Annotated in this window: 10 protein-coding genes; 5 read left to right on the top strand and 5 right to left on the bottom strand. The window is 67.8% G+C overall.

Going from position 1 to position 11,981, the window contains the following annotated elements; genetic code table 11:
• Window positions 1-6 precede the first annotated feature (6 nt).
• Genes ACX40Y_RS01615 through ACX40Y_RS01605 form a run of 3 tightly spaced genes read left to right on the top strand, consistent with a single transcriptional unit; the run spans window position 7 to window position 2,108 of the window.
• Window positions 7-1,482 carry an MFS transporter gene (locus ACX40Y_RS01615; protein WP_459117780.1) on the top strand — a complete coding sequence of 492 codons (1,476 nt, stop codon included), beginning with the start codon at window positions 7-9 and terminating at the stop codon, window positions 1,480-1,482.
• 15 nt (window positions 1,483-1,497) lie between these two features.
• The gene (locus ACX40Y_RS01610) at window positions 1,498-1,725 is read left to right on the top strand and encodes an AbrB/MazE/SpoVT family DNA-binding domain-containing protein (protein ID WP_459117779.1); all 228 of its coding nucleotides are present in this window, start codon (window positions 1,498-1,500) and stop codon (window positions 1,723-1,725) included.
• Entirely contained in the window at window positions 1,722-2,108 is a 387-nt protein-coding gene (locus ACX40Y_RS01605; protein WP_459117778.1) for a type II toxin-antitoxin system death-on-curing family toxin, read from the top strand. Before ACX40Y_RS01610 ends, ACX40Y_RS01605 begins: the two co-directional genes overlap by 4 nt.
• Before the next feature lie 69 nt (window positions 2,109-2,177).
• Here ACX40Y_RS01605 and ACX40Y_RS01600 read toward each other — a convergent pair whose 3' ends face one another.
• Complete coding sequence (locus tag ACX40Y_RS01600; protein WP_459117777.1) at window positions 2,178-2,333, bottom strand: hypothetical protein; 156 nt, start codon at window positions 2,331-2,333, stop codon at window positions 2,178-2,180.
• Between the two features lie 14 nt (window positions 2,334-2,347).
• Window positions 2,348-3,640 (bottom strand): isocitrate lyase, encoded by a 1,293-nt coding sequence (gene aceA / locus ACX40Y_RS01595; protein ID WP_459117776.1) that lies wholly within the window; start codon window positions 3,638-3,640, stop codon window positions 2,348-2,350.
• A gap of 250 nt (window positions 3,641-3,890) precedes the next feature.
• Here aceA and ACX40Y_RS01590 point away from each other — a divergent pair, with 250 nt between their 5' ends.
• Together ACX40Y_RS01590 and ACX40Y_RS01585 are read left to right on the top strand one after the other, a co-directional pair.
• Entirely contained in the window at window positions 3,891-5,270 is a 1,380-nt protein-coding gene (locus tag ACX40Y_RS01590) for a helix-turn-helix domain-containing protein (protein ID WP_459117775.1), read from the top strand.
• A 318-nt stretch (window positions 5,271-5,588) separates the two neighbouring features.
• A complete protein-coding gene (locus ACX40Y_RS01585) occupies window positions 5,589-10,391 on the top strand; it encodes an autotransporter-associated beta strand repeat-containing protein (protein WP_459117774.1) in 4,803 nt (1,600 codons plus the stop codon).
• A 63-nt stretch (window positions 10,392-10,454) separates the two neighbouring features.
• Here ACX40Y_RS01585 and ACX40Y_RS01580 read toward each other — a convergent pair whose 3' ends face one another.
• The 3 genes from ACX40Y_RS01580 to ACX40Y_RS01570 are packed head-to-tail and all read right to left on the bottom strand — an operon-like array spanning window position 10,455 to window position 11,916.
• Window positions 10,455-10,685, bottom strand: coding sequence for a hypothetical protein (locus tag ACX40Y_RS01580; protein ID WP_459117773.1), 231 nt, complete (start codon window positions 10,683-10,685; stop codon window positions 10,455-10,457).
• Window positions 10,685-11,635, bottom strand: a complete 951-nt coding sequence (locus tag ACX40Y_RS01575; RefSeq protein WP_459117772.1) for an aldo/keto reductase — start codon at window positions 11,633-11,635, stop codon at window positions 10,685-10,687. The genes ACX40Y_RS01580 and ACX40Y_RS01575 overlap by 1 nt, the downstream gene beginning before the upstream one ends.
• A 41-nt stretch (window positions 11,636-11,676) precedes the next feature.
• Window positions 11,677-11,916, bottom strand: coding sequence for a hypothetical protein (locus ACX40Y_RS01570; protein ID WP_459117771.1), 240 nt, complete (start codon window positions 11,914-11,916; stop codon window positions 11,677-11,679).
• Window positions 11,917-11,981: the final 65 nt, after the last annotated feature.

Genomic DNA, 11,981 nt, shown 5'->3' with positions numbered 1-11,981 from the left:
GCTGCGATGAACAGAGCGACGAGCAGGCCGGCCGACGGCGCCATATCCGCACCCGTGCCGACGACGCGCCGGGTGGCGACGCCGACGATGCTGGCCTATGGCTTCGGCGCCGTCGCCTATGGCGTGAAGGACTTCGGCTTCGTCACCTTCCTGCTGCTGTTCTACAACCAGGTGATCGAGCTGCCGGCGGCGGAAGTCGGCTTTGTCATCATGTGTGCGTTGCTGCTCGATGCGTTCGTCGATCCGGCGATCGGTTTCCTGTCGGATCGGACCCGCGGCCGCTGGGGGCGGCGTCATCCCTGGATGTATGCCGCCGCGCTGCCGATCGCCGCAGGCTGGCTGCTCCTGTGGAATCCGCCGGCCTGGGGGCATGACGCGCTGCTCGGCTGGCTGTTCGTCACCGCCGTCCTGGTCCGCACCGCCGTATCGGCGTTCGAGGTGCCGTCGCAGGCGCTGAGCCCCGAACTTTCCGCCGATTATGAGGAGCGGACGCGGATCATGGCCTATCGCTTCCTGTTCGGCTGGGGCGGCGGCATGGCGATGCTGATCCTCTCCTATGGCTGGTTCCTGGCGGAAGGGCCGGGCCAGCCCGACGGGCAGTTCGACCGGGCCGGCTATCCGCTGTTCGCGCTGGCTGGGGCCGCGATGATGGCCGTCGCGATCCTCGGCTCGGCGCTGGGCACGCACCATGAGATCGGGAATCTGCCCAAGGTCGAGATCGAGCGGAAGCCGTTCGGCGAGAGCGTGGCCGAGTTGTTCCAGACGGTGCGCAACCGGGCATTCCTGGTGCTGATGGCGGCGGGCCTGTGCTACTACACGGCGCAGGGCATCAGCTTTTCGATGTCCAATTATCTCTATGCGCTTGTCTGGCGGTTCGATTCCACCGCCTATCAGCTGGTGGGCGGCACGCTGTTTCTGGGCGTGGTGCTGGCGTTCCTGATCGTCCAGCCGGTGGCGCGGCGACTGGGCAAGCCAGTGGCGGCGACATTGTTCATGGTCGCGGCGGCGCTGCTGCTCACCTCGCCCTATGCGCTGCGGCTGATCGGCCTGTTTCCGGTGCCGGGCAGCCCGATGCTGTTGCCGGTGCTGCTCGGCATCTTCACGGTGAACGCGACCTGCGGGGTCGCCTCGACGATGCTCGGCGCCTCGATGCTGGCCGATGTCGTCGAACAGTCCGAAGTCGAGACCGGGCGGCGTTCGGAGGGGCTGTTCTTCGCCGGATTTTTCTTCGTCCAGAAATGCTCGAGCGGCCTGGGCATTTTCGCGACCGGGCTGATCCTGTCGATCGCCGGCGTGCCCGACGGCGCGACACCGGGCACGCTGGGGGTGGCGGTGATCGACCGGTTCACGCTGTTGTTCTGCGGCGTCTACGTCGCGCTGGGGTTCGCTGCCGCGTTGCTCTATCGTCGCTTCCCGTTCGGCAAGGCCGAGCATGCCGCGCGGCTGGCGGGATTACGGGGCGTTGTTGAGCCATCGACTTGATGTTATAACGATCGTATGACCAAGCCGCTCAAGATCATCAAGATCGGCAACTCTGCCGGTGTCATCCTGCCCAAGGAGATTCTCGCGCGGTTGCGGGTCGAGCTGGGTGACGAGTTGTTCCCGACCGAGGGCCAGGGGACGGTTACGCTGCGCGCCCACAACCCCGAGTTCGAAGAGGCGATGCTGGCGGCCGAGGAAATCATGCGTGAGGATCGCGACATTCTCGCCGTCCTCGCGAAATGAACGGCCAGGCCTTTCGCTTCCTCTCCGTCGAAATCGCCCTTGCCGTCCATGAGCGGCAACTGGCCGAACATGGCGGGCTTTCGGGTGTGAAGGACATCGGGTTGCTCGAATCAGCAATGGCGCGTCCTCTCAACAAGCAGGCTTATGGTGAGGATGATCCCTTCGCGCTTGCTGCAGCCTATGGATTTGGCTTGGTCCGCAACCATCCGTTCGCGGACGGCAACAAGCGGACGGCCTGGGTGATGACCCGCCTGTTCCTGAAACTGAACGGCGTGGCGATTGCCTTCGACAAATCCGATGCGATCCAGACCATGCTGGCCCTTGCGGCCGGCGAACTGGAGGAAGCGGCCTTCGCCGACTGGCTGCGCGCACAAGCCGCCTGAACGCCGGAATGCCCGCCGGACCCTGGTCCGGCGGGCACCTTTCCTCCCCAGGAAAGGCGGGGGGCTACGTCAGGCGACGCGGCCGAGGCGGTGATAGAGGTTCGAGAACTTCACCGATTCGGGCTTGTCGCGCACCTGTTGCAGATGGCTGCCGACGGCTTCGCGGAGCAGGCGGAAATCCTCGGTGGAAAAGACGGCGCGGCTGCGCTGGGGTTCGTGCGACATGATCTGGTCTCCTTTCACGCGGCTTGCTTGGTCTTGAACTGGGCGGTTTCGGTGCTCTCGGCGAGCGCGGTGGTCGAGCTTTCGCCGCCGGCCACGGCCTGGGCGATCGCGTCGAAATAGCCGGTGCCGACTTCGCGCTGGTGGCGGGTGGCGGTGTAGCCGTTCGCCTCGGCGGCAAATTCGGCCTGTTGCAGCTCCGAATAGGCCGCCATGCCGCGGTCGCGGTAGCCGCGCGCCAGTTCGTACATGCCGTAATTCAGGCTGTGGAAGCCGGCGAGGGTGACGAACTGGAACTTGTACCCCATCGCGCCGATCTCGCGCTGGAAACGGGCGATGTCTTGCCTGTCCAGATTCTTCTCCCAGTTGAAGCTGGGCGAGCAGTTATAGGCCAGCATCTTGTTCGGATGCGCCTTCTTGATCGCCTCGGCGAAGCGGCGGGCGTCGTCGAGATTGGGCTTCGAGGTCTCCCACCACAGCAGGTCGGCATGCGGCGCGAACGCAAGGCCGCGCTCGATGCAGTGATCGACGCCGGTGCCCTCGCGAAGGCGGAAGAACCCTTCTGGCGTGCGTTCGCCGGTGAGGAATTCATGGTCGCGTTCGTCGACGTCCGAGGTGATCAGCCGCGCCGATTCGGCATCGGTCCTCGCGCAGATCACCGTCGGCACGCCGCACACATCCGCCGCCAGCCGCGCCGCATCCAAGTTGCGGATATGCGCCTGGGTGGGGATCAGCACCTTGCCGCCGAGATGGCCGCACTTCTTCTCGCTCGCCAGCTGATCCTCGTAATGCACGCCCGCCGCACCCGCGGCGATGTACGCCTTCATGATCTCGAAACAGTTGAGCGGGCCGCCGAAGCCGGCTTCCGCATCGGCGACGATCGGCGCGAACCAGTCGCGGGTCGCGCCGCCTTCCATATGCTCGATCTGGTCGGCGCGCTGGAGCGTGGCGTTGATCCGGCGGGCCAGTTCCGGCCCGGCATTGGCCGGGTAGAGCGACTGGTCGGGATACATCTGGCCAGCGGTGTTGGCATCCGCCGCGACCTGCCAGCCGGACAGGTAGATCGCCTTCAGCCCGGCGCGCACCATCTGCATCGCCTGATTGCCCGAGAGCGCGCCGAGCGCGTGGACATAGTCCTCGGTGCGCAGCAGCTCCCACAGCTTGAGCGCGCCGCGGCGGGCGAGCGTGTGCTCGACGGGAAGCGAGCCGCGCAGCCGCACGACATCGGCGGGCGTGTAAGGCCGGGCGATGCCGTCGAATCGACCGGCAGGGGCTGGGACCAGATCCTCGAAACGCGACGGCTGAGACATGTGAATTCCTTGACTGACCTTCGAATCCTTGTCTGTGTAAGTTTAGAAAGTTCACGCTCGTGGAGAATTGTGCTGGCGGCTCGCTCAGCGTATTGGGGTGTTGCGGGTTGCGGGGCCTCCTTGTTGTGATGTAAATAATTTACATTGACCTTGCCGGTTGCTTGAGTGGAACGTAGCAAGAACGGATAATGTAGGACAGGCCGCAATCCTCCCCGTGCCGGGGAGGATTGAGAAGGAGCAGGCACGACCGATGGCCGAACGCAAACTCTTTGCCGGGCATGCGATCCGGCGGCTGCGCTTCCAGATCGGCGTCACCCAGGCGGCGATGGCCGAGGCGCTGGGGATTTCGGCCAGCTATCTCAACCTGATCGAGCGCAACCAGCGGCCGGTGACCGCCGCGCTGATGCTGCGGCTGGCCGAGACCTATGACTTCGATCCGCGCCGGCTGGCGGCGAGCGAGCCGGGCGGCGGGGCGGATGCGCTGCGGCGGCGGCTGGCGGACCCGATGTTCGCCGATCTGGCGATCGATCGCCACCAAATGGAGGAATGGCTGGCCGGCGCGCCGGATGGTGCCGAGGCATTCGCGCGCGCCTATGACCGGATCGGCGCGGCGGGTGCGGGCGCCGGGGGCGATGCCGCCGATCCGGGCGCGCAGGTTCGCCGGGCGATCGAGCGCTGGCGCAACCATTTCGCCGACCTCGACGCCGCCGCCGAGGCGCTGGCCGACGAACTGCGCCGCGCCGGCGAGCCGCATAGCGCGATGGCCGAGCGGTTGCGCGTCAAGCATCAGCTGTCGGTGCGCATCCTGCCCGCCGAGGTGATGCCCGACCGGCTGAAGCGGCTGGACCTGCATGCGCGCCAGTTGCAGCTGTCCGAGGCGCTGGACCCCAGCGCGCGCAGCTTCGCGATCGCCGAGCAACTGGCAGTCGAGGCGCGCGACGAAATCGAGGCGCTGGTGCGCGGCGCCGCACTCGATCGTGCGGCCGAACGCATGTTCCGCCGCCACCTGACCGGCTATTTCGCGGCGGCGGTGACTATGCCCTATGCCCGGTTCCTGCGCGCGTGCGAGACGAGCGGCTATGACCTCGACCTGCTCGAACGCCGGTTCGGCGCGAGCCGATCGCAGGTGGCGCACCGGCTGACGACGTTGCAGCGCGTCGGCGCGCGCGGGCTGTCCTTCTTCCTGATGCGGTTCGATCGCGCGGGGCAGGTGTCCATGCGCTATGCCGGCGCGAGCGGATCGGCTCTGGTCGAGGCGGCGGTGCCGTGCCCGCTGTGGAACGCCTATGATGCGTTCGCGCGGACCGACGAGACGGTGGTGCAGCTCGTCGAGCTGGAGGATGGCGCACGCGCCTTCACGATCGCGCGTTGCGTGCATCCGCACGGCCCCGCCACCGGCGGGGTGCGGCCGCGCTTCGTGATTGCGATCGGGCTGGCGGCGAGCGAGGCGGGGACGCTGGCGGCGGCGCGCGGCGTCGATCTTGCCGGGCGGGCGGCGCCGATCGGGCTGGGCTGCCGCGCCTGCACCCGCCCCGATTGTGCGCAGCGATCGGCCGCGCCGGCCGGGCGCGGCGCGCCGGCCGACGAACGCGATCGGCGCGTGTCGCCATTCGGCTTTGTCGCCAACTGACTGTCGGCGCGCGGGCGGCGATCGCCGAAAGAAGGCGCGCCGCAGCGCGATGAAGATTTCGCGGCCGATACGATCGCTCGATTGCCGACGACATGCCACAGCCCTGCAGAAATATTTCGTAAAGCATTTGAATTTCTATTTTTCTGCGTAACCCGAATGGCTGCTCCCACCCCTCTATAAATGAAATTGCGTCGGGCCTCCGGCGCCTCCGGCAACACATGGTCCGGCCCTGCGAACGTCGATCGGCGCGCAGGCGCGACTCTGCTGGGGTGAAGTCCGGTGCGCGCCTGCATCGGCCGGTTTGGGAACAGGGAATTGATGAAGACGGGAAATGCGCTCACCACTGCCAGCAGCATCGGCCGGACCCGCGCCGCGCGCCACCGCCTGCGGCTGATCGCATCGACGATGCTGGCGGCGCGGCTGCCGATCGTCGGTGCCGCGATGGTGAGCGGGATGCTCGCCGCGCCGATGGTGGCGCAGGCGCAATCGGTGGTGCTGGACGGCGATTACATCAAGATCGGCGTCAACGGCACGACCGGCACGCTGGGCTTCGGCGGCAGCACCACGCCGGGCATCCTTTATGACGGCACCGGCACCGCCACGTTCAACCCGAGCTATGACTATCTGACCCCCGGATCGCCGTTCGAGGGCTTCGTCGTGAATGTCGGCGGCACCCTGTTGGCCAATAACAATGCCGGCACCCAGGCGACGACCACCGGCACGCTGACCAACTATAGCGGCATCGCCTATGCCGGCACCACGTTCGACAACCGCGCGGTGTGGGAAGGCAGCTATGGCAGCCTGTTCAGCATCACCAACGACTATTATTTCAACGACGCGAGCCAGCAGGTCAGCATCCGCACGACGATCACGGCGTTGAGCGACCTGACCGGTATCGCCTTCTCGCGCCAGCTCGATCCCGATGCCGTCGCGGCATCCGGCGACAGCAGCGTGACCAACAATATCCGCGGATCGGGCGACGTCGCGGCGACCGACCTGGTCTATGCCGAGGCGCTGGTCTCCAAATATGTGATCGGGCTCTACACGGGATCGAGCTACACGCATAATGCGGCGATCACGGGCTGGACCCGTGACACCGCTTCCTATCTGTCGGGTACCGATGTCGGTTATGGCGACAACACCATCGGCCTGGGCTTCAGCATCGGCGACCTGCTGACCGGCGAAAGCGCGGTGATCGACTATGCCTATATCTTCGGCACCGACATCAGCAAGGCGATCGCCGATGCGAGCGGGGGCCGGACCAACATTACCGGCACCAGCAGCGCCGCCGATGTCGCCGCCGGCAATTTCAATCCGGTGCTTTCGGGTGGCACGATCACCTTCGACAGTGATCTGGCCCTGTCGACCTCGCTGACCGTCGAGGGAACCGGCGGCACGATCGACACCGGCACCAGCAACGCCGCGTTGAGCGGCGCGATCACCGGCGTCGGCGGCCTGACCAAGACGGGCACCGGCACGCTGACGCTGACCGGCGCCAACAGCTACACCGGCGGTACCACCGTCGAGGAAGGCACGCTGGTGGGTGACACGACGTCGCTCCAGGGTGCGGTGGCGAACAGCGGGACGGTTGAGTTCGCGCAAGGCAGCGACGGCACCTATGCGGGCGCAATGTCGGGCACCGGCGCGCTGGTGAAGACGGGCGCGGGCACGCTGACGCTGACGGGTGCCAACAGCTACACTGGCGGTACGACCGTGGAGGCGGGCACGCTGGTGGGCGATACCACGTCGCTCCAGGGTGCGGTAACGAACAGCGGGACGGTTGAGTTCGCGCAAGGCAGCGACGGCACCTATGCGGGCGCAATGTCGGGCACCGGCGCGCTGGTGAAGACGGGCTCGGGCACGCTGACGCTGACGGGTGCCAACAGCTACACTGGCGGTACGACCGTGGAGGCGGGCACGCTGGTCGGTGATACGACATCGCTCAAGGGCGCGGTGGCGAACAGCGGGACGGTGGAGTTCGCGCAAGGCAGCGACGGCACCTATGCGGGCGCGATGTCGGGCACCGGCGCGCTGGTGAAGACGGGCTCGGGCACGCTGACGCTGACGGGTGCCAACAGCTACACTGGCGGTACGACCGTGGAGGCTGGCACGCTTGTCGGCGATACCAGCTCGCTCAAGGGCGCGGTGGCGAACAGCGGGACGGTCGAGTTCGCGCAAGGCACCGATGGTACCTATTCGGGTGCGATGTCGGGCAGCGGCGCGCTGGTGAAGACGGGCGCGGGCACGCTGACGCTGACGGGTGCCAACAGCTACACTGGCGGTACGACCGTGGAGGCGGGCACGCTGGTCGGTGATACGACATCGCTCAAGGGCGCGGTGGTGAACAGCGGTACGGTGGAGTTCGCGCAAGGCAGCGACGGCACCTATTCGGGTGCGATGTCGGGCACGGGCGCGCTGGTGAAGAGCGGCGCGGGCACGCTGACGCTGACGGGTGCCAACAGCTATACCGGTGGTACGACCGTGGAGGCTGGCACGCTTGTCGGCGATACCACGTCGCTCAAGGGTGCGGTGGCCAGCAGTGGGACGGTGGAGTTCGCGCAAGGCGCCGACGGCACCTATGCGGGTGCGATGTCGGGCAGCGGCGCGCTGGTGAAGACAGGCGCGGGCACGCTGACGCTGACGGGTGCCAACAGCTACACTGGCGGCACGACCGTGGAGGCTGGCACGCTTGTCGGCGATACCAGCTCGCTCAAGGGTGCGGTGGCGAACAGCGGGACGGTGGAGTTCGCGCAAGGCGCCGATGGCACCTATTCGGGTGCGATGTCGGGCAGCGGCGCGCTGGTGAAGACGGGCTCGGGCACGCTGACGCTGACGGGTGCCAACAGCTACACTGGCGGTACGACCGTGGAGGCGGGCACGCTTGTCGGCGATACCAGCTCGCTCCAGGGCGCGGTGGTGAACAACGGGACGGTGCAGTTCGCACAAGCCAGCGACGGCACCTATTCGGGTGCGATGTCGGGCACGGGTTCGCTGTTCAAGACCGGCGAAGGCACGCTGACGCTGACGGGTGCCAACAGCTATACCGGCGGCACCACGGTCGCGGCGGGCCGGCTGGTCGGCAACACCGACACGCTGACCGGCAACATCGTCAACGACGCGGTGCTCGAATTCGTGCAGGCCGTGGACGGCACGTTCACCGGCAATCTGAGCGGCACCGGCGTGCTGGCCAAATCGGGTGCGGGCACGCTGACGCTGTCGGGCACGGTCGAGGGCCTGTCGCTCGACATCTCGGCGGGCCGCGTGATCGCGACCGGGCAGAGCGCGATCGGCAGCGCCGGCGGCGCGCTGTTGCTGCGCAACACGACGGTGTTCGATGCCGGCGCCGATCTGGACATCACCCAGGCGGTGCTGTTCGGCACGGGCGGCGGCGCGATCGACACCGGCGCCAACACAGTCCGGCTGAGCGGTGGCAGCAGCGGCAACACCTGTCTGGTGAAGCGCGGCAGCGGCACGCTGATCCTCGATTCGGTCGCGTCGAACGACATCGGCGCCTGCGTCGAACAGGGCCAGATGAGCTTCGATTCGGTGTTCACCGGATCGGTGTTCGTCGATGCCGGGGGCACCGCCAAGGGCAATGGCCTGGTGCAGGGCGACGTGACGGTGGACGGCACGCTGGCGCCGGGCAACTCGCCGGGCCGGCTGGTGGTGGCGGGCAGCGTCAGCCAGGCGGCGGGCAGCACGCTGGCGATCGATATCGACGGCGCGACCGCCGGGATCGGCGCAGGACATTACGACACGCTGGTGCTGACCGGCGCGAGGAGCGTCTATACCGCCGGCGGCACGCTGGCGCCGAAGCTGCGCGGCATCACCGGCGATGCGACCAATGCGTTCACGCCGACGATCGGCCAGACGTTCGAGATCGTCACCGCCGAGGGCGGCGTCGAAGGCAGCTTTGACGGGCTGGCACAGCCGACCGACGGGCTGGCGGCGAACACGCGGCTCGACGTGATCTATGGCGCGAACAACATCGTGCTGGCGGTGACGCCGGATCGCTATGCCGCGTGGCTGGCGGGTGCCGGCGGCGGCAACGCCACCGAGGTGGCGGGCGCGATCGACGCGATCCGGCCGGCGGCGGGCGTCCGCACCACGGGCACGGCCGGCACGCTGTTCGGCAGCCTGGCGACGCTGACCGGCGGGCAGCTGGCGACGAGCTTCCAGCAGCTGGCGGGCGGCGTCCATGCCGATGCGGTGGAATCGCAGCTCCAGGCGAACCAGGCGGTGCGCGACACGATGGTGCAGCGCGTGCAGGCGCGCGGCGTCGCGACGGGCGCGGGCCAGCGCAGCAACAGCGTGTGGGGCGCGTTTACCGCCCAGCGCGTCGATGTCGATGGCGACTGGACCGGCAATGGCTATCGCGCCACCAGCTATGGCTACACGATCGGCGCCGATCGCCAGGCGACCGACCATGTCGTGATCGGTGTCGCCGCCAGCTACAAGGACGTCGACACGACGGTCTCGGCGCTCGGCACCGCCAAGGTGAAGAGCTATGGCGGCGCGCTCTATGCGGTTTGGAACCAGGGCGGCAGCTATCTGAGCGGCGTCGTCGATTTCAACGTCGACGATTACAAGGTGCGCCGCAGCGTCCAGCTCGGCGGGGGCGTCGAATCGCTGAAGGGCGATGTCGCCGGCTTCTCCTATGGCGCCGATGTCGAGGCGGGGCACCGCTTCGATCTGGGCGCGGTGGGCGTCACGCCGGTGGCGGGCATCGCCTATGACCGCGTCGAGCGCGATGCGTTCGCGGAGACCGGCGGCGCGAGCACGGCGCTGCGCTTCGACGGCGAGGGCCGCAATGCCTGGACCGCGCGCGCCGGCGTGCGGATCGACGGCATGGCCAAGGCGGGCGCCACCGCGATCCGCCCCTATGTCTCGGCGATGGCCGTCGAACAGCTGGGCGCGGCGCGGACGATGCTGCGCGCCAACCTGGCCGATGCGGGGTTCAACACGCGATCGGTGTCGCTGGGCCGCACGCAGCTGCGCGGCGAGGCGGGGCTGAGCGCGAGCCTGTCGCAGACGGTGTCGATCGACCTGCGCTATCGCTATACCGGGCTGGGCAATGCCGACGCCCATTCGGGCAATGCGGCGATCAGCCTGCGCTGGTAAACCGGCCGGCAATGCGAAGGGGGCGTCGGCGGCAGAGGCTGCCGGCGCCCCTTTTCGCAGGCGTCAGCCGGCGGTGACGATCGGGTGGCGGATGCGCAGCTCGTCGAGCAGCGCCTCGACCGCGGCGACCTCGCCCGCCGAGCCGCTGGGCGCGAGCGACCAGTTGCAATGCGGGTGCGTCGCCGGATCATAGAGCCGGACCTGCCCGAGCACCGCGCGCCAGCGCCGCCGGTTGCCGCCGCTGCGGCGGACGAGCTGGTTGGCGAGCAGATCGAGCAGGTCGCTGGCAGTCATCAGGCCCCGGCGGCGGTGAGGCGATCGAGCTGGTCGCGGCTGAGGTCGACGTCCCAGGCGCCGACCAGTTCGTCGAGCTGATCGATGCTCGTCGCGCTGGCGATCGGCGCGGTGACGCCGTCCTGCGCCGCCAGCCAGGCGAGCGCGATCTGGGCGAGGCTGGCGCCGGTCTCGACCGCGACCTCGTCCATCGCCGCCAGCACCGCGCCGCCCTTGCCGGCGAGCAGCTTGGCCATGCCGCCGCCGCGCACGCTCTTCGAGAGATCCGCTTCGCTCCGATATTTGCCGGTGAGGAAGCCCGAGGCGAGGCCGTAATAAGGCACGACGCCCAGGTTATGGGTGATGCACAGATCCTGGAGCTCGCCTTCGAACTTGTGGCGGCTGACCAGATTATATTCGGGCTGGAGCACGCGGAAATGCGGTAGCCCTTCGCGCGTGGCGAGATCGAGCGCCGATTTGAGCCGCATCGCGTGGAAATTCGACGCGCCTAGCGCGCGAACCTTGCCCGCATCGATCAGCTTGCCGAACGCGGCGAGATAATCGGCCTGTTCGACGCCCTCATCGTCCTGATGCGCGAAATACAGGTCGATCGCATCGATGCCGAGCCGCTGGAGCGAGGCATCGGCGGCGGCGGCGATGCGGGCGGGGGCGAGCTTCTCACCCCCTTCGCCCGGCAGCATCCCGACCTTGGTGGCGATCAGCACCTTGTCGCGCTTGCCCGAGCTGCGCAGCCATTCGCCGATCACGCTTTCCGATTCGCCGCCCGAATGGCCCGACACCCAAGCCGAATAGACATCGGCGGTGTCGATCATCACCCCGCCGCGCTCGACGAAGCGATCGAGGATGCGGAAGCTGGTCGCCTTGTCGGCGGTCCAGCCGAAGACATTGCCGCCGAGCACGAGCGGCGGGGTGGCAAGGCCGGAGGCGCCGAGGGCGCGATGATCGGTCATGTCGGGATTCCTGATCGATGGAGGGTTCGACCCGCCAACGCTCAGTCGACGATCTCGTTGCCCAGTTCGTTGCCGGTCGCGACATCGGCATAGGCGTTTTCGGCCGCGTCGAACGCCGCATTCTCGGCCGCGTTCACATCGGCGACGGCATCGCCCATCGTGTTGCTGTCACCCGCCATCGCCTCATTGGCCTCGGCGGCTTCGTTGTTCGCCTTGTTGCCGCAGGCCGAAAGCCCTGCCAGAGCGAGGGCGGCGACGGGGAGGATCAATGCCTTGCGCATGGTTGTTTCCTTGAAACTGGAGTGGCGGCTGTCGCCTCCGCGCTACCCAGCCCAGGCAATCGACG

The organism is Sphingomonas sp. RS6, assembly GCF_054489705.1.
The sequence above is the reverse complement of the archived record's forward strand: the minus strand, read 5'-3'. Positions and strand labels throughout refer to the sequence as shown.

Excerpts from the sequence above, each read along its gene's own strand:
- ACX40Y_RS01615 (WP_459117780.1), top strand. The coding sequence starts at position 7 with ATGAACAGAGCGACGAGCAGGCCGGCCGACGGCGCCATATCCGCACCC.
- ACX40Y_RS01610 (WP_459117779.1), top strand. The coding sequence starts at position 1,498 with ATGACCAAGCCGCTCAAGATCATCAAGATCGGCAACTCTGCCGGTGTC.
- ACX40Y_RS01605 (WP_459117778.1), top strand. The coding sequence starts at position 1,722 with ATGAACGGCCAGGCCTTTCGCTTCCTCTCCGTCGAAATCGCCCTTGCC.
- ACX40Y_RS01600 (WP_459117777.1), bottom strand. The coding sequence starts at position 2,333 with ATGTCGCACGAACCCCAGCGCAGCCGCGCCGTCTTTTCCACCGAGGAT.
- aceA (WP_459117776.1), bottom strand. The coding sequence starts at position 3,640 with ATGTCTCAGCCGTCGCGTTTCGAGGATCTGGTCCCAGCCCCTGCCGGT.
- ACX40Y_RS01590 (WP_459117775.1), top strand. The coding sequence starts at position 3,891 with ATGGCCGAACGCAAACTCTTTGCCGGGCATGCGATCCGGCGGCTGCGC.
- ACX40Y_RS01585 (WP_459117774.1), top strand. The coding sequence starts at position 5,589 with ATGAAGACGGGAAATGCGCTCACCACTGCCAGCAGCATCGGCCGGACC.
- ACX40Y_RS01580 (WP_459117773.1), bottom strand. The coding sequence starts at position 10,685 with ATGACTGCCAGCGACCTGCTCGATCTGCTCGCCAACCAGCTCGTCCGC.
- ACX40Y_RS01575 (WP_459117772.1), bottom strand. The coding sequence starts at position 11,635 with ATGACCGATCATCGCGCCCTCGGCGCCTCCGGCCTTGCCACCCCGCCG.
- ACX40Y_RS01570 (WP_459117771.1), bottom strand. The coding sequence starts at position 11,916 with ATGCGCAAGGCATTGATCCTCCCCGTCGCCGCCCTCGCTCTGGCAGGG.